Consider the following 18,431-nt stretch of genomic DNA (forward strand, 5'->3'; position numbering starts at 1 on the left):
CTCTAATACTTTCCAATCAACCTTGGCGCTGCTTGTGACGCAGATCCGTGCAGATCACACGCACCACACCCTTGCGGCGGATGATCTTGCAGTTGCGGCAGATTTTTTTGACCGAAGCCGAAACTCTCATTGCATTCTCCTAAAACTTTTCCATCCGTCCCGGCTGCTTCGCACGGAACACAATTTGTGCCCGCGAAAATCGTGGGGCGCCAATTCAACCGATATCCAACTCTTTGTAGACAGCGCCGCGCGCCGCCTTGGTGCCATCAACCGCCTGCACCGCCCTTGAAGTTCGCCTTCTTGAGCAGCGATTCGTACTGTTGCGACATCATGTAGTTCTGAACCTGGGCCATGAAGTCCATGGTCACCACCACGATGATCAGCAGCGAGGTTCCGCCAAAGTAAAACGGAACGTTGTACTTCAGGATCAGGAACTCGGGCAGCAGACACACAAAAGTGATGTACACCGCGCCCGCCAACGTCAGGCGAACCAGGATCTTGTCGATGTAGCGTGCAGTTTGCTCACCTGGACGAATGCCCGGAATGAACGCGCCGCTCTTCTTCAGGTTGTCTGCTGTCTCGCGGCTGTTGAACACCAAAGCCGTGTAGAAGAAGCAGAAGAAGACGATCGCTGCAGCGTAGAACATCACATAGATCGGCTGACCTGGCGTCAGTGCACCCGAGATGTCCTTGAGCCAACGCATCGATTCGCCAGCGCTGAACCAGTTCACCACGGTTGCAGGCAGCAGGATGATCGACGATGCGAAGATCGGAGGAATCACACCCGCCATGTTCAGCTTCAAGGGCAAGTGCGACGACTGGCCGCCATACACCTTGTTGCCGACTTGTCGTCGTGCGTAATTCACCAAGATCTTGCGCTGACCACGCTCCACGAACACCACGAAGTAAGTCACGAGACCCACCACGATGACGATGAAGATCGCTGCAAGGATGCTCATTGCACCGGTGCGTACCAGTTCCAGAAGGCCACCGATAGAGCTGGGCAGACCGGCAGCGATACCGCCGAAGATCAGGATCGAGATCCCGTTACCCAGACCACGCTCCGTGATCTGCTCACCCAGCCACATCAGAAACATCGTTCCTGCGGTCAGGCTGACCACTGCCGTCAGGCGGAAGCCAAAACCGGGGCTCAGTACCAGACCTGCAGAGCTTTCAAGGGCTACTGCAATACCCAGCGACTGGAACAGGGCCAAGCCCAGGGTCCCATAACGGGTGTACTGCGTGATCTTCCGGCGGCCGGCTTCGCCTTCCTTCTTCAACTGCTCGAAGGCGGGCAGCACGTACGTCATCAGCTGCATGATGATCGATGCCGAGATGTACGGCATGATCCCCAAAGCAAACACCGTGAAACGCGACAGCGCGCCACCCGAGAACATGTTGAACAAGTTCAGGATGCCGCCCTGCTGGCCACTGAACAGCTGCTGAAGTTGGGCTGGATCGATGCCTGGCACAGGGATATGCGCCCCGATGCGATACACGACCAGCGCCAGCAACAGAAAAACCAGACGCCGACGCAGGTCGCCGAATTTTCCGGTCTTTGCAATTTGAGCCGCGCTAGTAGCCACAGATGCCTTCCTTCAGTGCCACACTCAGGCGACGCTGCCGCCAGCAGCTTCGATGGCTGCCTTGGCACCTGCCGTAGCGCCCACGCCAGACAGCTTGACTGCCTTGGTCAGGGAACCGCTCTTGATGACCTTGACCACCTTGGCCAGCTCGCCCACCAGACCAGCTTGCTTCAGTGCCAGAACGTCCACTTCAGCCAGACCCAGTTGGTCCAGGGCTGTCAGCGTCACTTCCGCATTGAACTTGAGCAGGTGCGACTTGAAGCCGCGCTTGGGCAAGCGACGTTGCAGAGGCATTTGACCGCCTTCGAAGCCCACCTTGTGGTAGCCACCGGAGCGGGACTTTTGGCCCTTGTGACCACGGCCAGCGGTCTTGCCCAGGCCGGAGCCGATACCACGGCCTACGCGGCGCTTGGCATGCTTGGCGCCGTCTGCGGGCTTGATGCTATTGAGTTCCATGATCTATCTCTCAGACGATTTTGACCAGGTAGCTGATCTTGTTAATCATGCCGCGAACTTCGGGCGAATCCTTCAATTCGCTGACGCTGTTCAGCTTGCGCAGACCCAGGCCACGGACGGTGGCGCGGTGCGATTCCTTGGTGCCAATCGGGCTGCGCACCAGTTGAATCTTGACGGTTTGTTGCGTTGTCATATTCAGGCTCCGGTTCAGGCGAAGATGTCTTCGACTGTCTTGCCGCGCTTGGCTGCAACGTTCGACGGAGTCGTCGAATTGACGAGCGCATCAAAGGTAGCACGGACCATGTTGTAGGGATTGGACGAACCATGGCTCTTGGCCACGATGTCGGTCACACCCAGCACTTCAAAGACTGCGCGCATCGGGCCGCCGGCGATGATACCGGTACCCTTGGGAGCGGGAGCCATCATCACGACAGCCGCGCCGTGGTGGCCGGTCACGTTGTGATAGATGGTGCCGTTCTTCAGGGACACCTTGACCATGTTGCGGCGAGCTTCTTCCATCGCCTTTTGCACAGCAGCAGGCACTTCCTTGGACTTGCCCTTGCCCATGCCCACGCGGCCATCACCGTCGCCAACCACCGTCAGTGCAGCGAAACCGAGGATACGGCCACCCTTCACGACTTTGGTCACGCGGTTGACCGCGATCATTTTTTCGCGCAGACCGTCGTCACGACCTTCGTCTTGCACTTTGGGTTGAAATTTAGCCATTTTGTATTCCGCTCCGCTTAGAACTGCAGGCCGGCTTCACGGGCTGCGTCGGCCAGAGCCTTGACGCGACCGTGGTAGGCAAAGCCTGCGCGATCAAATGCAACCTTCTCGACACCTGCAGCCTTCGCCTTTTCAGCGATACGCTTGCCGATGACCTGGGCTGCAGCGGCGTTGCCACCCTTGCCCGAACCGCCGAGCGACTTGCGCACGTCGGCTTCTGCCGTCGAAGCGCTTGCCAGCACCTTGCTGCCGTCGCCGGAAATCACACTGGCGTAGATATGGAGGTTCGTACGGTTCACGGTGAGACGCGCCACGCCTTGCTGTGCAATGCGGATGCGGGTCTGACGCGAACGACGAAGACGCTGCTCTTTCTTGGTCAACATGTTGCAGCTCCTTATTTCTTCTTGGTCTCTTTGATCGTGATCTTTTCGTCCGCATAGCGGATGCCCTTGCCCTTGTAGGGCTCGGGTGGACGAACAGCACGGATCTCAGCAGCGATCTGACCGACGCGTTGACGATCGGCACCCTTGATCACCACTTCTGTGGGCGTGGGGGTGGCAACCGTGATACCAGCGGGCATCTCGATGTTGACCGGGTGCGAATAACCGACGGCCAGATTGAGCTTGGAACCGGCTGCAGCAGCCTTGTAACCCACGCCCACCAGGCTCAGCTTCTTTTCAAAGCCCTTGCTGACACCGACCACCATGTTGTTGACCAACTGGCGAATCGTGCCGCTCATGGCATTGGCTTCGCGGGAATCATTGGCAGGCTCAAAGCTGAGCTTGCCGTCATTGCTGGACACCTTCACCAGCGCGTTTTGCGCCAGCGACAGGGTGCCGCCAGAACCCTTGACGGAGATCTGGTCGCTCTTCACGGACACATCCACACCTGCGGGGATGGTCACGGGCATTTTTCCTACTCGGGACATTTCAGTTTCTCCTCAATGCCGCGGGTTAGGCCACGTAGCAGAGCACTTCGCCACCGACACCGGTAGCGCGCGCCTTGCGATCGGTCATCACGCCCTTGGGCGTCGTGACAATTGCCACACCCAGACCGTTCATGACTTGTGGAATGGAATCACGGCCTTTGTAGACACGCAGACCAGGGCGGCTGACGCGCTCGATGCGCTCAATCACGGGACGGCCTGCGTAGTACTTCAGGGCAATTTCGAGTTCGGACTTGCCAGCTTCGGTCTTGACCTGGAAGCCGTCGATATAACCTTCGTCCTTCAGCACTTGGGCGATGGCGATCTTCACTTTGGAAGAAGGCACCAGAACCGTGGCCTTGGAGACCATCTGTGCATTACGGATGCGGGTCAGCAAGTCAGCGATGGGATCACTCATGCTCATGTTTAATCTCTCCTGCCTGCTTACCAGCTGGCCTTGGTGACACCGGGGATGTCGCCATTGAAAGCCAGTTCGCGGATCTTGGCGCGAGCCAGACCGAATTGACGGAAGGTGCCGCGTGGACGACCGGTGATTTCGCAACGGTTGCGCTGACGCGTGGGGTTGGCATTGCGGGGGAGCTTTTGCAGGCCCAGGCGGGCTGCATCACGCTCTTCGTCGCTGCGCTTGGCATCGCCAGCGATTGCCTTCAGTTCCGCATACTTGGTTGCGTACTTGGCTGCCAGTTTTTCGCGCTTCAGTTCGCGCTGGATCAAAGCTACTTTAGCCATGCTTCGCCTCAGTTCTTGAACGGGAAACGGAAACCAGCGAGAAGCGCCTTGGCTTCTTCGTCAGACTTGGCCGTCGTGGTGATGCTGATATTGAGACCGCGCAAAGCGTCAACCTTGTCGTACTCAATTTCAGGGAAGATGATCTGTTCTTTGACGCCGATGTTGTAGTTGCCACGGCCGTCGAAAGCGCGACCGGAGATACCACGGAAGTCACGAACGCGGGGCAGAGCCACGGTCACGAAACGGTCCAGGAACTCATACATCTGCACGCCACGCAGCGTGACCATGCAACCGATGGCCTGGCCTTCGCGGATCTTGAAACCGGCGATAGCCTTCTTGGCCTTGGTCACCACAGGCTTCTGACCGGCAATCTTGGTCAGGTCGGCCACGGCGTTATCCATCACCTTCTTGTCCGAGACTGCTTCGCTCACGCCCATATTCAGGGTGATCTTGGTCAGACGGGGAACCTGCATCGGCGAGGTGTAACCGAACTGCTTGGTCAGTTCGGGAGCGATCTTGTCGCGGTAAATGTCTTGGAGTCGTGCCATGTTTACCCCTTAGGCCGCCTTGATTTCAGCGCCGCTGGACTTGAACACGCGAACGCGCGAACCGTCAGCCTGCACCTTGATGCCCACGCGATCAGCCTTGCCAGTAGCGGCATTGAAGATGGCCACATTGGACTGGTGAATCGGCATGGCCTTTTCGATGATGCCGCCGGTCGTACCCTTCATGGGGTTCGGCTTGGCATGCTTCTTGACCAGGTTGATGCCGTCGATGACGAGGTGGGAATCATCCTTGCGCAGCGTGACAGTGCCACGCTTACCCTTGTCACGGCCGGTCAGCACGATGACTTCGTCGCCCTTGCGAATCTTGTTCATGGCGCGTCCTTAGAGAACTTCAGGAGCCAGGGACACGATCTTCATGAACTTCTCGGTACGCAGTTCACGCGTCACGGGTCCAAAGATGCGGGTGCCGATAGGCTCCAACTTTGCATTCAGCAACACTGCAGCATTGCCGTCGAATTTGACGAGCGAACCGTCGCCGCGACGAATACCCTTCGCCGTGCGAACCACCACTGCGCTGTAAACCTCGCCTTTTTTGACGCGGCCACGTGGAGCGGCTTCTTTGATGCTCACCTTGATGATGTCGCCAACGCTTGCATAGCGACGCTTCGAGCCACCCAGCACCTTGATGCAAAGGACGGACTTGGCGCCGGTATTGTCGGCAACCTCTAACCGAGATTCTGTCTGGATCATTTCAATATTCCCAACTTGCACCAGAAGACAACAGCCCCAGAGAACTTCTCAAGGGCTGCAAATCAGCCAGTCAGTCTTGGGCCCGTCGTCCGCACCGCAAACCATTTGCAGCACTTCCCGCTGGGCAGAAACTTCACGTAGGAAACGCGAAGCCCTCGATTATTGCAAAACACTTTCGGGAAGTCAAGCCCGTGTTATGCAGGCACATGCAGATACTGGGGCGCCAGCGCCAGGAAGGCGTCCAGTTGCGGGTCAGAGCCCAGCTCTTCGCGCAGGATACGGGCGACGACGGGCGCCAGCTCCAGGGCCTTGCGGGCGTCCAGGAACAGCAGGCGCGAGCGGCGCGCCAGCACATCCTCCACAGTGCAGGCGTATTCAAAACGGGCCGCAAAGCGCACCATGGCCTCGGTCAGGCCGCCACCCAGATCCGTTTGCGCGCCAAGCGTTGCCCGCACTTCGGCCGCTTCGCTGCCATAGGAGTGCAGCCCCTGGGCGTCGCTGATCCGGTGCTGGACCGGCTCCCGTGGCGTGCCCACCAGCGGCAGCTGGTTCGTCACACCGGCAGGCTTTTCGGGCAGCAGACCCGTGGTGAAGCATTTTTGCAACACATCTTCGGCCATGGCCCGGTAGGTGGTCCATTTTCCGCCGGTCACGGTGATCAGGCCGCTGCGACTCGCCAGCACCGTGTGTTCCCGGCTGATCTTCTTGGTGTTATCGCCATCGTCGTCCTGCGGCTTGACCAGCGGGCGCAAGCCCACCCAGATGCTCCGGATGTCCTCGACGCGGGGCGCGCGGGTCAGGTAGCGGGCGGACTCCTCCAGGATAAAACGCACTTCCTCCCGAAAGGGCTCGGGCTCCCGCACCACGTCCTGGCGCGGACTGTCGGTGGTGCCCAGAATGAGTTTGCCCAGCCAGGGTACGGCAAACAGCACGCGGCCATCGGCCGTCTTGGGCACCATCAAGGCGTGGTCGGACGGCAAGAACTCCCGGTCCACCACAATGTGCACGCCCTGGCTGGGCGCCACCATGGGCTTGACGGGCCGCCCGATGGCTTCGCCGTCCATCTGGCGCAGGGTGTCCACCCACACGCCCGTGGCGTTGACCACCGAGCGGGCGCGTACGGTGAACTGCTGGCCGCTGTCCGCGTCCTCGCAGACAAAGCCCACGACCTTGCCGGCCTCGTGGACCAGCGACTTGGCTGGGCAGTAATTGACCAGCAAGGCGCCCAGGCTGGCCGCCGTGCGCGCCAGCGCCAGAGCCAGGCGCGCATCGTCAAACTGGCCGTCCCAATATTTGACCCCGCCTTTCAGGCCCTCGGTCCGGGCAGTGGGCAGGCACCGCAGGGTGCTCTCGCGCCCCAGGAACTGGGTGGCGCCCAGGCCCGCCTTGCCCGCCAGCGCGTCGTACATCATCAGTCCGACGCCGTAAAAGGGGGTTTCCCAGAAACGGTACGACGGCATCACGAAAGGCAGCGGCTGCGCCAGATGGGGGGCGTTGTGCAGCAGCGTGGTGCGCTCGTGCAGCGCCTCGCGCACCAGGGCGATATTGCCCTGCGCCAGGTAACGGACTCCGCCATGCACCAGCTTCGTGGCGCGGGACGACGTCCCTTTGGCGAAATCGTGGGAATCCACCAGCACCACGCTGAAGCCGCGTGCCGCAGCATCCAGCGCCACCCCCAGGCCCGTCGCGCCCCCGCCGATCACGGCGAGGTCGTATTGGTGCGGCTGGGCCAGGCGGGCCAGGAGGTCGGCGCGCCGTGTGGGGAGGGGAGCGGTGGCAATGGTCATGGGGTGATTGTCCATGGGCGGAGTAAAAACCAAGGGTTTACCCTTGAATTCCTGACACTCCCGGGGTGAGAACCCGCCCCAAGCCCTATGCAGGCCGGGGCGGTATGGAGCAAAAAAGGCAGCCAGAGACCTTGTGAGCCCTGGCTGCCGATCAATGGTGGTTACAAGAACCCCTTGATCTGTGGATCAGCGCGTCTTGCCGTCCTTCCACGCCTGCAGCAGCGTGTTGTAGGCAATCGTCTGGCCCTTGGGCTTCTCATTGGCGAGCTTGGCCCAAGGTGCCTGCTTGTCGCTCAGCCACTTGGAAGGATCGCTCTTGGGGTTCAGCTTGGGCGCGCAGTGGGCCATGCCGGCACGCTCCAGGCGGGCCATCACTTGGTCCATTTCGTCAGCCAGGGTGTCCATGGCGCCCTGGGGCGTCTTTTCACCCGTCACCGCCTGGGCCACGTTCTTCCACCACAGCTGGGCCAGCTTGGGGTAGTCAGGCACGTTGGTGCCGGTGGGCGACCATGCCACGCGGGCAGGGCTGCGGTAGAACTCCACCAGGCCACCCAGCTTGGGTGCCATGTCGGTCATGGCCTTGGACTGGATGTCCGACTCGCGGATCGGGGTCAGGCCCACCATGGTCTTCTTCAGCGACGTGGTCTTGGCGGTCACGAACTGGGCGTAGAGCCAGGCAGCGGCCGTCTTGTTGGCGTCGTGGTCCTTGAAGAAGGTCCAGCTGCCCACGTCCTGGTAGCCGTTCTGCATGCCCTGCTTCCAGTACGGGCCGTTGGGGCCGGGGGCCATGCGCCACTTGGGCGTGCCGTCAGCGTTCACCACGGGCAGGCCGGGCTTGGTCATGTCGGCCGTGAAGGCGGTGTACCAGAAGATCTGCTGGGCGATCTGGCCCTGGGCGGGCACAGGGCCGGCTTCGCCGAAGGTCATGCCTGTGGCTTCCTTGGGCGCGTACTTCTTCATCCAGTCCACGTACTTGGTGAGGGCGTAGACGGCGGCAGGCGAGTTGGTCGCACCGCCACGGGCCACGCTGGCGCCCACGGGGGTGCACTTGTCGTCGGCCACGCGGATACCCCACTCGTCGATCGGCAGGCCGTTGGGCGTGCCAATGTCGGCAGAACCTGCCATGGACAGCCAGGCATCGGTGAAGCGCCAGCCCAGCGACGGGTCCTTCTTGCCGTAGTCCATGTGACCATAGATCGGCTTGCCGTCGATGTTCTTCACATCGTTGGTGAAGAACTCGGCGATGTCTTCATAGGCCGACCAGTTCAGCGGCACGCCCAGGTCGTAGCCGTACTTGGCCTTGAACTTGTCCTTCAGGTCCTTGCGGTCGAACAGGTCGGCGCGAAACCAGTACAGGTTGGCGAACTGCTGGTCGGGCAACTGGTACAGCTTGCCATCGGGCGCCGTGGTGAACTTGGTGCCGATGTAGTCCTTGATGTCGATGCCGGGGTTGGTCCACTCCTTGCCTGCGCCGCCCATGTAGTCGGTCAGGTTCATGATCTTGCCGTAGCGGTAGTGCGTGCCGATCAGGTCCGAGTCCGAGATCCAGCCGTCATAAATGGACTTGCCCGACTGCATGGAGGTCTGCAGCTTCTCGACCACGTCACCTTCCTGGATCAGGTCGTGCTTGACCTTGATGCCGGTGATTTCTTCAAACGCCTTGGCGAGCGTCTTGGACTCGTACTCGTGCGTGGTGATGGTTTCGGAAACGACCGAAATTTCCTTCACGCCCTTGGCCTGGAGTTTTTTGGCTGCGTCGATGAACCACTTCATCTCGGCCATCTGCTGGTCTTTGCTCAGCGTGGATGGCTGGAATTCGCTGTCGATCCACTTCTTGGCCTCGGCCTCGCCGGCCCAGGCAGCCTGCCCCATCGCCAGAGCCGCGGCGGCGAAAGCGATCGCCTTGAACTGCATCTTCATTGCTGTCTCCTCTCAGATTGAGACCCCCATTGGTAGACCGGCACCAACCCGGGGGGGAACCAGGCCAGGCCTTCGACACTACAAAATCAATAGCTAGCAGCGCATATTCCTCTAGCGCTACCGGCTGTTTTTGCTTCAACCCTTGCGCAGGATCAGCACCAAGAGCGCCATCGACGCCACAAAGCTGATCCACACCGACGGCTCGGCCGACAGGCTGAACCACTGGACCAGCTTGCCGCTGATGCCCACAAAAATCAGGTTCACGTAGGCCGCTGACAGCAGGCCGATAAAGAGCCGGTCACCGCGCGTGGTTTCCAGCGGCAAGAAGCCCTTGCGCATCGTCGTGGGCGACTTGATCTCCCACACCGTCATGCCGATCAGCATCAGCACGATGCACGTGAAGAACACCGCCACCGGCAACGTCCAGGCCATCCAGTCAAACATGGGTACCCCCCTGAGCGCCTGCGGCGCTTCCCCCCAGGGGGACGCAGCCCGCGGCCGGGCAAAGCCCGCTCCGTGGCTGCCGCTGGCTTGGGAAGCAGAGCGCGCTCTGCTGCGGGTTGTTGTGGTTCATAGGTCGGCTTCCCCTCATATCAAACCCGGCCCATCGCAAAGCCTTTTGCGATGTAGTGCCGCACAAACCAGATCACGATGGCGCCGGGCACGATGGTCAGCACCCCGGCGGCGGCCAGCGTCGCCCAGTCCATGCCGCTCGCGCTCACCGTGCGTGTCATCGTGGCCACGATGGGCTTGGCGTTCACGCTGGTCAGCGTGCGGGCCAGCAGCAGCTCCACCCAGCTGAACATGAAGCAGAAGAACGCCGCCACCCCCACCCCTGCCTTGATCAGCGGCAGGAAGATGGTCACGAAAAAGCGCGGAAAGCTGTAGCCGTCGATGTACGCCGTCTCGTCGATCTCGCGCGGGATGCCGCTCATGAAGCCTTCGAGAATCCACACCGCCAGCGGCACGTTGAAGAGCAGGTGCGCCAGCGCCACCGCGATGTGCGTGTCCATCAGCCCCACGGTCGTGTACAGCTGAAAGAACGGCAGCAAAAACACGGCCGGTGGCGTCATGCGGTTGGTCAGCAGCCAGAAGAACACATGCTTGTCACCCAGAAACTGGTAGCGGCTGAACGCATAGGCCGCAGGCAGCGCCACCGTGAGCGAGATCACCGTGTTGATGCCCACATAGATCAGGCTGTTGATGTAGCCCGAATACCAGGACTCGTCCGTGAAGATGGTCTTGTAGTTGGCCCAGGTGAAGTGCTGGGGGAAGAACGTGAAGGTCGACAGGATCTCCTCGTTCGTCTTGAAGCTCATGTTGACCATCCAGTAGATGGGCAACAGTGCGAACAGCAGGTAGACCACCAGAAAGATCGACCGCTTCTGGAAGCGCTTTTCATTCATGGCCGGCTCCTTCGTTGCTGGCGGTGCCCACGCGCTGCATCCAGTTGTAGAGGATGAAGCACAGCAGCAGGATGATGAAGAAATAGATCAGCGAGAACGCTGCGGCAGGGCCCAGGTCGAACTGCCCCACGGCCTTGGTCGTGAGGTACTGACTCAGGAAGGTGGTGGCATTGCCCGGCCCGCCTCCGGTGAGCACGAACGGCTCGGTGTAGATCATGAAGCTGTCCATGAAGCGCAGCAGCACCGCAATCATCAGCACACCACGCATCTTGGGCAGCTGGATGTAGCGGAACACTGCGAACTTGCTCGCGCCGTCAATGCGGGCCGCCTGGTAGTACGCGTCGGGGATGGAGCGCAGACCGGCAAACGCCAGCAGCGCGACCAGCGGCGTCCAGTGCCACACGTCCATCAGCAGCACCGTGAGCCAGGCCTGCGTGGCGTTGCCGGTGTAGCTGTATTCGATGCCCATCTCCTGCAGCAGCCGGCCCATGAGGCCGATGTCGGCACGGCCATAGATCTGCCAGATGGTGCCCACCACGTTCCAGGGAATCAGCAGCGACAGCGCCACCACCACCAGCACGGCGGACGACTTCCAGCCCTGCGCGGGCATGGACAGCGCCAGCAGGATGCCCAGCGGAATCTCCACCGCCAGCACGGCCAGCGAGAAGGTGAGCTGGCGCAGCAGCGCGGCGTGCAGCTCCTCGTCGCGCATCACCTGCACGAACCACTCGGTGCCCACAAACACGCGGCGCTCGGGGCTGATGATGTCCTGCACCGAGTAGTTCACCACCGTCATCAGCGGCAGGATGGCCGAGAAGGCCACACACAGAATCACGGGCAGGATCAGGAACCAGGCTTTCTGGTTGACGGGTTTGGTGGTTGCGCTCATGCCAGCAACTCCTCATTTTTGTAAAAGCAGGTGTGCTCACCCAGCACCTGCAGCCAGGCCGTGTCACCGGCCGATGGCAGGCGCGTCTCGGGCGTGAAACGCGCCTTGACGGTGTGCTCGCCCACCTTGGCGGTCAGCATCTGGTAGGTGCCGATGTCCTGCACCTGCACCACCGTGCCGGGCAGTGCACCGGCCTGTTGCGGCTGGGCCAGCGCCAGGTATTCGGGCCGGATGCCGACCTGCAGGGCGCCAGCGGGTAGCGTGCGGCCCACGGGACTGGCCAGGCGATTCCCGGCCACGGTGAGGCTGTCACCCTCGCTGTGCGCCGGCAGGAAGTTCATGCCCGGCGAACCAATGAAGTGCCCCACGAAGGTGTGCGCAGGCCGCTCGAACAAGGCGTCCGCCGACCCCACCTGCACGGCCTTGCCGCGCGTCATCACCACCACCTGGTCGGCAAAGGTCAGCGCCTCCACCTGGTCGTGGGTCACATAGATCAGCGTGAGCTTGAGTTCGTGGTGGATCTGCTTGAGCTTGCGCCGCAGCTGCCACTTGAGGTGTGGGTCAATCACCGTGAGCGGCTCGTCGAACAGCACGGCAGCCACATCCGCGCGCACCAGGCCACGGCCCAGCGAAATCTTCTGCTTGGCATCGGCCGCCAGGCCTGCTGCGCGCTGGTTGAGCTGGCCGCTCATCTCCAGCATCTCGGCGATCACGCCCACACGCTGCTTGATCTGGTCCTCGGGCACCTTGCGGTTGCGCAGAGGGAAGGCCAGGTTCTCGGCCACCGTCATGGTGTCGTAGATCACGGGGAACTGAAACACCTGGGCGATGTTGCGCTCCTGCGGGCTGGCGCGCGTCACGTCGCGGCCGTCGAACAGCACCTTGCCATGCGAGGGCACGAGCAGCCCCGACATGATGTTGAGCATGGTGGTCTTGCCACAGCCCGAGGGGCCGAGCAGCGCGTAGGCACCGCCGTCCTCGAACTCCATCTTGAGCGGCAGCAGCGCGTAGTCGCTGTCCTGCTGCGGGTTGGGCTTGTACGAATGCGCCAGGTCCAGGCTGATGCGGGCCATGTCAGCGCCCTCCTTGTGCGGTAGCAGGCCGGGCGGGCGCCCAGGCCAGTCGGCCGTCGGCACCAAACACGTAGGCCTGGGCGGGATCCAGGTGCAGCGTGATGGGCGTGCCCAGTTCAAAGTAATGCACGCCGGTCAGCTGCGCCACCAGGTCGCCCCAGGGCGTGGCCGCGTGCACAAAGGTGTCGGAGCCCGAAATCTCGGCCAGCTCCACCACCCCGGCCACGCTGACGTCGCCCGGGCGGGCCGCAACCCGCAGCGCACTGGCGCGCACGCCCACGGTGAGGCCGGCGGCTGCCGCCACGCCTTGTGGCAGCGGCACGCTCAGCTCCAGGCCGCCCTGCAAGCGCACCCCGGCAGGGGTTGCCGAGGCGGCAATCAGGTTCATCGGCGGGTCGCTGAAAGCGCGCGCCACGCGCAGCGAATTGGGCGCATGGAACACCTCGGCCGTGGGGCCGTACTGCAGCAGCTGGCCTTCGTCCAGCACCGCCGTGTAGCCGCCCAGCAGCAGGGCCTCGCCCGGCTCGGTGGTGGCGTAGACCACGGTGGACTGGCCGGCGGCAAACAGCTGGGTCAGCTCCTCGCGCAGCTCTTCGCGCAGCTTGTAGTCCAGGTTCACCAAGGGTTCGTCCAGCAGCATCAGCGGCGCGCCCTTGGCCAGGGCGCGGGCCAAGGCCACGCGCTGCTGCTGCCCGCCCGACAGCTCGGCCGGGTAGCGGTCCAGAAACATGTCGATGTGCAGGCGGCTGGCGATTTCACGCACGCGGGCGTCGATGTTCTTTTCGCCGCGCAGCTTCAGGGGCGATGCGATGTTGGCCGCCACCTTCATCGAGGGGTAGTTGATGAACTGCTGATACACCATGGCCACATTGCGATCGCGCACAGGGGTGCCCGTCACGTCCTTGCCATCCACCAACACGCGCCCGTGGGTGGGCACATCCAGCCCCGCCATGATGCGCATCAGGCTGGTCTTGCCCGCCTGGGTCGCCCCCAGCAACACCGTCACGGCATTGGGCTGCAGCGACAGGTTCATGTCGTACAGCCAGGTCTGCGCCCCGACTTTTTTGCTGATGCTGTCCAACGCCAGCTGCATGAAGCATCCTCTTCCGGCCCTGCGGCCTGTGTGAAAGGGCTGCACACACGCACGGCAGCCCTCAAATTTCGATCTTTTTCATTTTTGTTCCTTTTTATTCGAATCGAATCAAGGTTTACCCTTAATCAATTCGTTTTTGTTCGATTTACAGTCTTTAGCGTGCCACCGGGCGCCCAAGCGGATGTTTCAGATTCGTTACGATTCGGTGACAAACCACTGCGCACCACACCCCACCGTGAACACCAATCCCCGCCAACTCCAACTCCTCGAAGAAGTGCGCGCGCGCAAGTCCGCCACGGTGGAACAACTTGCCGACACCCTGGGGGTCACGCTGCAGACGGTGCGCCGCGACGTGCAGCGCCTGGCGGAGTCGGGACTGCTCACGCGCTTTCATGGCGGCGTGCGCGTGCCCAGCTCTACGGTGGAGAACCTGGCACACACCCAGCGCGAAAACCTGCATGCCGAAGGCAAGGCACGCATTGCGCGCGCCGTGGCCGAACAGGTGCCCAACGACTGCTCGCTGATCCTGAACATCGGCACCACCACCGAGGCCATTGCCAAGGCGCTGCTGCACCACCGGGGCCTGCGCGTGATCACCAACAACCTGAATGTGGCCGCCATCCTGAGCGGCAACCCCGAGTGCGAGGTCATCGTGGCGGGCGGCGTGGTGCGCGCGCGCGACCGGGGCATCGTGGGCGAAGCGGCGGTGGATTTCATCCGCCAGTTCAAGGTGGACATTGCGCTCATCGGCATTTCGGGCATCGAGCCGGACGGGTCGCTGCGCGACTTCGACTACCGCGAAGTGAAGGTGGCGCAAACCATCATCGAACACGCGCGCGAAGTCTGGCTGGCGGCCGACTTCAGCAAGTTCAACCGCCCGGCCATGGTGCAACTGGCCACGCTGGCGCAGATCGACCGACTGTTCACCGACGCACCGCCGCCACAACCCTTCCCGGCCCTGCTGCAAGATGCTGAAGTCATCTGCACGGTGGCCGCGTAGCTTCCCCTATCCTTTGCCCCATGACCTACTTGCTCGCCCTCGACCAAGGCACCTCCAGCTCCCGCAGCATCGTTTTTGACGAAGGCGGCCACATCGTGGCGCAGGCGCAGCTGGAGCTGCCGCAGATTTACCCCCAGCCCGGCTGGGTGGAGCACGACCCGCTGGAGATCTGGCGCACCCAGCTCGCCACCGCGCGCGACGCGCTGGCCAAGGCGGGCATTGCGGCCCGCGACATACGCGCCGTCGGCATCACCAACCAGCGCGAAACCACGGTGCTCTGGAACCGCAAAACCGGCCAGCCCGTGCACCACGCCATCGTGTGGCAGGACCGGCGCGCCGAGCCCGCGTGCGCCCAGCTGCGAAGCCAAGGCCACGCCGCCACCATCCAGGCCAAGACCGGCCTGCTGGTGGATGCGTATTTCTCGGGCACCAAGCTGCAGTGGATGCTGGACCACGTGCCCGGCGCGCGCGACGCGGCCGAGCGCGGCGAACTGGCCTTTGGCACGGTGGACAGCTGGCTGATGTGGAAGCTCACCCACGGCAAGGTGCATGTGACGGACGTGAGCAACGCCTCGCGCACCATGCTGTTCAATGTGCACACCAACCAGTGGGACGACGAACTGCTGGCGCTGCTGCGCATCCCCAAGGCACTGATGCCCGAGGTGCTGCCATCGAGTGCCCACTTTGGCGATACCGCTGTCGACCTGTTGGGCCACGCCATCCGCATCGGCGGCGTGGCGGGCGACCAGCAAAGCGCGTTGTTCGGCCAGGCCTGCTTCACGGCGGGCATGGCCAAGAACACCTACGGCACCGGCTGCTTCATGCTCATGCACACGGGCAGCACGTTCCAGACCTCGCAGAACGGCCTGCTCACCACCAGCGCGGCCCAGGCCACCGCCCAGCCTGAATTCGCCATGGAAGGCAGCGTGTTTGTGGGCGGCGCCGTGGTGCAGTGGCTGCGCGACGGCCTGCGCGCCATCTCCACCAGCGGCGAGGTCGAGTCGCTGGCCCAAAGCGTGCCCGACTCGGGCGGCGTGATGATGGTGCCCGCCTTCACCGGCCTGGGCGCCCCCTACTGGAAGCCCGACGCACGCGGCACCATCACGGGCCTGACGCGCGGCACCACACTGGGGCACATTGCGCGCGCTGCGCTCGAAAGCATCGCCTACCAAAGCGCCGCCCTGCTGCTGGCCATGAGCCGCGACGCCGTGGCCGCCGGCGGCGCCCCGGTGAGCGAATTGCGCGTGGACGGCGGCGCGTGCATCAACGACCTGCTGATGCAGTTCCAGGCCGACCTGCTCGGCATCCCGGTGGTGCGGCCTGCGGTCATCGAGACCACGGCCCTGGGCGCGGCCTACCTGGCGGGGCTGTCGAGCGGCGTGTACCGCAGCACGGATGAACTCTCGCAACTGTGGCGCGCCGACCGCCGCTTTGTGCCCACGCTCAGCAGTGCGCGCGCGCAGGAGCTGATGGCGAACTGGGAACACGCTGTTCGCCAAACAGTAGCTGAGTAGCTCCCCCTGAGGCGCTGCGCGCCTTCCCCCTTCTCTGCTTCGCTTTGCTCGCGGAGGGGGACGCTCCCAGCGCCCCTACTTGGGATTGCTGGCGGCCCTTGCGCGGGAGCACTGGCTTTGGCCTCGCCAGTTGCACAGGTCTTCGAGCAACTCGTAGGTCTAGCGGCGCTACCATCGGCTCTCCCTTTCCAGCCTGCCCGCAAAATGACCTCCCCCGCTCCAGCCACAGCAAACTCCTCCCTCCCCACCATCGCCTTCATCGGCGGCGGCAACATGGCCAGCGCCATCATTGGCGGGCTGATCCGCCAGGGCCACCCGGCCAGCCAGATCGAGGTGGTCGAGCCCTACGCCCCCACGCGCGAGGCGCTGCTCAAGAACTTCGGCCTCATCGCGCAACCCGAGGCTGGCCCCGCACTGCAGCGCGCCAGCATCGTGGTCTGGGCGGTCAAGCCCCAGACCTTCAAGGACGCTGCGGCACAGGCCAAGGCCCACACGCAGCAGGCCCTGCACCTGAGCGTGGCGGCGGGCATTCGCTCTGACAGCATCGCCCAGTGGCTCTCCACCGAGCGCATCGTGCGCACCATGCCCAACACGCCTGCGCTGGTGGGCAAGGGCATGAGCGCGATCTACGCGCGCCCCGCCGTGACCGCGGCCGAGCGTCAGAGCGTGGAAGCCATCATGGACTCCACCGGCGAGTTCCTGTGGGTGGAGAGCGAGACCCAGCTCGACGCCGTCACCGCCCTGTCGGGCTCGGGCCCGGCCTATGTGTTCTATTTCCTCGAAGCCATGACGCGTGCGGGAGTGGGCATGGGCCTGTCCGACGCGCAGGCGCACAAGCTGGCCGTGGGCACCTTTGTGGGCGCGTCCGAGCTGGCCCGCCGTTCCGACGAATCCCCCGCTGTGCTGCGCGAACGCGTCACCTCCAAGGGGGGCACCACCTATGCCGCCCTGCAGTCGATGGAAGCCAGCGGTGTGTCCCAGGCATTCGAGGCCGCCATGCGCGCGGCCGAAAAACGTGCCAACGAATTGGGCAACGAGTTCGGATCTTGATGTTTTAGGGCGGTAGCGCTAGTCGATCAAGCGCTGACCGCTATCAATTGGTGAACATTGCGCGCACCAGATAACTGCCCGCAATGCCCGCAAACACCGTGGCGCCCAGCCAGTGGTTGATGCGGAACGCCTTGAAGCAGCCCTCGCGGGTGCGGGTGCGGATGAGCGTGAAGTGCCACACGGCCTGGGCCAACGCCACCGCAAGCGCTACATAAAAAATAGCACCCAGGGCATATGGTTGTAGCGCTACCGCCCAAATTCCCAAAAAAAGCAGATAGAACACCACGATGGCGGCCACATCCAGCCGCCCCAGGGTGATGGCCGAGGTCTTGATGCCGATCTTGAGATCGTCGTCACGGTCCACCATGGCGTATTCGGTGTCGTAGGCCAGCACCCAGAACAGGTTGCCCAGCCACATCCACCACGCCACCGCAGGCACGCTGCCCTGCACCGCGGCAAACGCTATCACGATGCCGAAGTTGAACGCTATGCCCAGCACCGCCTGCGGCATGGCAATGATGCGCTTGGTAAACGGGTAGGCAATGGCCACCAGCACGGCGGGCACAGACCACAGGACGGCCGCCATGTTGGTGGTGAGCACCAGGCCAAAAGACACCAGCGCCAGCACCGCGCCCAGGCCCAGCGCCTCCTTCACCGACACTGCACCGGTGGTCACCGGGCGCTGCGCCGTGCGCTTGACGTGCTTGTCAAAGTCGCGGTCGGCCACGTCGTTCACACAGCAGCCCGCGCTGCGCATGAGGATGGTGCCCAACACAAACACCGCCAGCAAATGCCAGCCCGGAAACCCGTCGGCCGCAATCCACAGCGCACTCAGCGTGGGCCACAGGCACACCAGCCAGCCCGCAGGGCGGTCCCAGCGGATCAGGTCGAGATAGAGCGAAAAACGGCTGCGGGCAGGGACAGATTGCGGCGACATGGCGGGACGATCGAATGCAGAAAGAGCAGGCCCGGCAGCAAGGCGCTGCGGCGGGTGGCAACC

General features: G+C 62.9%; 23 protein-coding genes. 3 read left to right on the plus strand and 20 right to left on the minus strand.

The window, feature by feature from the left end; translation table 11 throughout:
• Positions 1-16 precede the first annotated feature (16 nt).
• The 19 genes from rpmJ to C380_RS21910 all read right to left on the minus strand — a co-directional run bounded on the left by rpmJ (position 17) and on the right by C380_RS21910 (position 13,867).
• The gene (gene rpmJ / locus C380_RS21820; RefSeq protein ID WP_005793651.1) at positions 17-130 is read right to left on the minus strand and encodes a 50S ribosomal protein L36; all 114 of its coding nucleotides are present in this window, start codon (positions 128-130) and stop codon (positions 17-19) included.
• Between the two features lie 136 nt (positions 131-266).
• A complete protein-coding gene (secY, locus tag C380_RS21825; protein ID WP_015016012.1) occupies positions 267-1,586 on the minus strand; it encodes a preprotein translocase subunit SecY in 1,320 nt (439 codons plus the stop codon).
• A 24-nt stretch (positions 1,587-1,610) separates the two neighbouring features.
• The gene (rplO, locus tag C380_RS21830; protein WP_015016013.1) at positions 1,611-2,042 is read right to left on the minus strand and encodes a 50S ribosomal protein L15; all 432 of its coding nucleotides are present in this window, start codon (positions 2,040-2,042) and stop codon (positions 1,611-1,613) included.
• Between the two features lie 10 nt (positions 2,043-2,052).
• A complete protein-coding gene (gene rpmD, locus C380_RS21835; protein ID WP_005793644.1) occupies positions 2,053-2,235 on the minus strand; it encodes a 50S ribosomal protein L30 in 183 nt (60 codons plus the stop codon).
• A 14-nt stretch (positions 2,236-2,249) separates the two neighbouring features.
• Positions 2,250-2,768 carry a 30S ribosomal protein S5 gene (gene rpsE / locus C380_RS21840; RefSeq protein ID WP_015016014.1) on the minus strand — a complete coding sequence of 173 codons (519 nt, stop codon included), beginning with the start codon at positions 2,766-2,768 and terminating at the stop codon, positions 2,250-2,252.
• 17 nt (positions 2,769-2,785) lie between these two features.
• Complete coding sequence (rplR, locus tag C380_RS21845) at positions 2,786-3,151, minus strand: 50S ribosomal protein L18 (RefSeq protein ID WP_015016015.1); 366 nt, start codon at positions 3,149-3,151, stop codon at positions 2,786-2,788.
• An 11-nt stretch (positions 3,152-3,162) separates the two neighbouring features.
• Positions 3,163-3,696: a 50S ribosomal protein L6 gene (gene rplF / locus C380_RS21850; protein WP_015016016.1), complete on the minus strand. Its 534-nt coding sequence runs from the start codon at positions 3,694-3,696 to the stop codon at positions 3,163-3,165.
• 25 nt (positions 3,697-3,721) lie between these two features.
• Positions 3,722-4,117 (minus strand): 30S ribosomal protein S8, encoded by a 396-nt coding sequence (rpsH, locus tag C380_RS21855; RefSeq protein ID WP_005793636.1) that lies wholly within the window; start codon positions 4,115-4,117, stop codon positions 3,722-3,724.
• 20 nt (positions 4,118-4,137) lie between these two features.
• Entirely contained in the window at positions 4,138-4,443 is a 306-nt protein-coding gene (gene rpsN, locus C380_RS21860; RefSeq protein WP_015016017.1) for a 30S ribosomal protein S14, read from the minus strand.
• An 8-nt stretch (positions 4,444-4,451) separates the two neighbouring features.
• Positions 4,452-4,991 carry a 50S ribosomal protein L5 gene (rplE, locus tag C380_RS21865; protein ID WP_015016018.1) on the minus strand — a complete coding sequence of 180 codons (540 nt, stop codon included), beginning with the start codon at positions 4,989-4,991 and terminating at the stop codon, positions 4,452-4,454.
• 9 nt (positions 4,992-5,000) lie between these two features.
• Positions 5,001-5,321, minus strand: a complete 321-nt coding sequence (gene rplX, locus C380_RS21870; RefSeq protein WP_015016019.1) for a 50S ribosomal protein L24 — start codon at positions 5,319-5,321, stop codon at positions 5,001-5,003.
• 9 nt (positions 5,322-5,330) lie between these two features.
• Entirely contained in the window at positions 5,331-5,699 is a 369-nt protein-coding gene (gene rplN / locus C380_RS21875) for a 50S ribosomal protein L14 (RefSeq protein WP_007861702.1), read from the minus strand.
• A 194-nt stretch (positions 5,700-5,893) separates the two neighbouring features.
• The gene (locus C380_RS21880; RefSeq protein ID WP_015016020.1) at positions 5,894-7,486 is read right to left on the minus strand and encodes a glycerol-3-phosphate dehydrogenase/oxidase; all 1,593 of its coding nucleotides are present in this window, start codon (positions 7,484-7,486) and stop codon (positions 5,894-5,896) included.
• A gap of 186 nt (positions 7,487-7,672) precedes the next feature.
• The gene (locus tag C380_RS21885; protein ID WP_015016021.1) at positions 7,673-9,406 is read right to left on the minus strand and encodes an ABC transporter substrate-binding protein; all 1,734 of its coding nucleotides are present in this window, start codon (positions 9,404-9,406) and stop codon (positions 7,673-7,675) included.
• 135 nt (positions 9,407-9,541) lie between these two features.
• Entirely contained in the window at positions 9,542-9,850 is a 309-nt protein-coding gene (locus C380_RS21890) for a DUF2160 domain-containing protein (protein ID WP_015016022.1), read from the minus strand.
• Positions 9,851-9,999: 149 nt separating this feature from the next.
• Entirely contained in the window at positions 10,000-10,812 is an 813-nt protein-coding gene (locus C380_RS21895; protein WP_015016023.1) for a carbohydrate ABC transporter permease, read from the minus strand.
• Positions 10,805-11,701 (minus strand): carbohydrate ABC transporter permease, encoded by an 897-nt coding sequence (locus C380_RS21900; protein ID WP_015016024.1) that lies wholly within the window; start codon positions 11,699-11,701, stop codon positions 10,805-10,807. The genes C380_RS21895 and C380_RS21900 overlap by 8 nt, the downstream gene beginning before the upstream one ends.
• A complete protein-coding gene (locus tag C380_RS21905; protein ID WP_015016025.1) occupies positions 11,698-12,774 on the minus strand; it encodes an ABC transporter ATP-binding protein in 1,077 nt (358 codons plus the stop codon). Before C380_RS21905 ends, C380_RS21900 begins: the two co-directional genes overlap by 4 nt.
• A 1-nt stretch (position 12,775) precedes the next feature.
• Positions 12,776-13,867 carry an ABC transporter ATP-binding protein gene (locus tag C380_RS21910; protein WP_015016026.1) on the minus strand — a complete coding sequence of 364 codons (1,092 nt, stop codon included), beginning with the start codon at positions 13,865-13,867 and terminating at the stop codon, positions 12,776-12,778.
• A 235-nt stretch (positions 13,868-14,102) separates the two neighbouring features.
• Here C380_RS21910 and C380_RS21915 point away from each other — a divergent pair, with 235 nt between their 5' ends.
• From C380_RS21915 to proC, 3 genes are all read left to right on the plus strand, one after another.
• Complete coding sequence (locus tag C380_RS21915) at positions 14,103-14,867, plus strand: DeoR/GlpR family DNA-binding transcription regulator (protein ID WP_015016027.1); 765 nt, start codon at positions 14,103-14,105, stop codon at positions 14,865-14,867.
• Positions 14,868-14,887: 20 nt separating this feature from the next.
• Positions 14,888-16,381, plus strand: a complete 1,494-nt coding sequence (gene glpK, locus C380_RS21920) for a glycerol kinase GlpK (protein ID WP_015016028.1) — start codon at positions 14,888-14,890, stop codon at positions 16,379-16,381.
• 204 nt (positions 16,382-16,585) lie between these two features.
• Positions 16,586-17,431, plus strand: a complete 846-nt coding sequence (gene proC, locus C380_RS21925) for a pyrroline-5-carboxylate reductase (protein WP_015016029.1) — start codon at positions 16,586-16,588, stop codon at positions 17,429-17,431.
• A 43-nt stretch (positions 17,432-17,474) separates the two neighbouring features.
• Here the strand turns inward: proC and ubiA are convergent, their stop codons facing one another.
• Positions 17,475-18,368: a 4-hydroxybenzoate octaprenyltransferase gene (ubiA, locus tag C380_RS21930; RefSeq protein ID WP_015016030.1), complete on the minus strand. Its 894-nt coding sequence runs from the start codon at positions 18,366-18,368 to the stop codon at positions 17,475-17,477.
• Positions 18,369-18,431 lie beyond the last annotated feature (63 nt).

This window comes from Acidovorax sp. KKS102 (assembly GCF_000302535.1).
In the GTDB taxonomy this organism is placed as follows: Bacteria; Pseudomonadota; Gammaproteobacteria; order Burkholderiales; family Burkholderiaceae_C; genus Acidovorax.

What these genes read in the sequence shown, in the direction of transcription:
- C380_RS21880 (WP_015016020.1), bottom strand. Translation starts at nt 7,486, where the DNA reads ATGACCATTGCCACCGCTCCCCTCCCCACACGGCGCGCCGACCTCCTG.
- rpsE (WP_015016014.1), bottom strand. Translation starts at nt 2,768, where the DNA reads ATGGCTAAATTTCAACCCAAAGTGCAAGACGAAGGTCGTGACGACGGT.
- rpmJ (WP_005793651.1), bottom strand. Translation starts at nt 130, where the DNA reads ATGAGAGTTTCGGCTTCGGTCAAAAAAATCTGCCGCAACTGCAAGATC.
- rplX (WP_015016019.1), bottom strand. Translation starts at nt 5,321, where the DNA reads ATGAACAAGATTCGCAAGGGCGACGAAGTCATCGTGCTGACCGGCCGT.
- C380_RS21905 (WP_015016025.1), bottom strand. Translation starts at nt 12,774, where the DNA reads ATGGCCCGCATCAGCCTGGACCTGGCGCATTCGTACAAGCCCAACCCG.
- C380_RS21910 (WP_015016026.1), bottom strand. Translation starts at nt 13,867, where the DNA reads ATGCAGCTGGCGTTGGACAGCATCAGCAAAAAAGTCGGGGCGCAGACC.
- ubiA (WP_015016030.1), bottom strand. Translation starts at nt 18,368, where the DNA reads ATGTCGCCGCAATCTGTCCCTGCCCGCAGCCGTTTTTCGCTCTATCTC.
- glpK (WP_015016028.1), top strand. Translation starts at nt 14,888, where the DNA reads ATGACCTACTTGCTCGCCCTCGACCAAGGCACCTCCAGCTCCCGCAGC.
- rpmD (WP_005793644.1), bottom strand. Translation starts at nt 2,235, where the DNA reads ATGACAACGCAACAAACCGTCAAGATTCAACTGGTGCGCAGCCCGATT.
- rplF (WP_015016016.1), bottom strand. Translation starts at nt 3,696, where the DNA reads ATGTCCCGAGTAGGAAAAATGCCCGTGACCATCCCCGCAGGTGTGGAT.
- C380_RS21895 (WP_015016023.1), bottom strand. Translation starts at nt 10,812, where the DNA reads ATGAATGAAAAGCGCTTCCAGAAGCGGTCGATCTTTCTGGTGGTCTAC.
- rplN (WP_007861702.1), bottom strand. Translation starts at nt 5,699, where the DNA reads ATGATCCAGACAGAATCTCGGTTAGAGGTTGCCGACAATACCGGCGCC.
- rplR (WP_015016015.1), bottom strand. Translation starts at nt 3,151, where the DNA reads ATGTTGACCAAGAAAGAGCAGCGTCTTCGTCGTTCGCGTCAGACCCGC.
- C380_RS21885 (WP_015016021.1), bottom strand. Translation starts at nt 9,406, where the DNA reads ATGAAGATGCAGTTCAAGGCGATCGCTTTCGCCGCCGCGGCTCTGGCG.
- C380_RS21890 (WP_015016022.1), bottom strand. Translation starts at nt 9,850, where the DNA reads ATGTTTGACTGGATGGCCTGGACGTTGCCGGTGGCGGTGTTCTTCACG.
- rpsH (WP_005793636.1), bottom strand. Translation starts at nt 4,117, where the DNA reads ATGAGCATGAGTGATCCCATCGCTGACTTGCTGACCCGCATCCGTAAT.
- rplE (WP_015016018.1), bottom strand. Translation starts at nt 4,991, where the DNA reads ATGGCACGACTCCAAGACATTTACCGCGACAAGATCGCTCCCGAACTG.
- rplO (WP_015016013.1), bottom strand. Translation starts at nt 2,042, where the DNA reads ATGGAACTCAATAGCATCAAGCCCGCAGACGGCGCCAAGCATGCCAAG.
- C380_RS21900 (WP_015016024.1), bottom strand. Translation starts at nt 11,701, where the DNA reads ATGAGCGCAACCACCAAACCCGTCAACCAGAAAGCCTGGTTCCTGATC.
- proC (WP_015016029.1), top strand. Translation starts at nt 16,586, where the DNA reads ATGACCTCCCCCGCTCCAGCCACAGCAAACTCCTCCCTCCCCACCATC.
- rpsN (WP_015016017.1), bottom strand. Translation starts at nt 4,443, where the DNA reads ATGGCTAAAGTAGCTTTGATCCAGCGCGAACTGAAGCGCGAAAAACTG.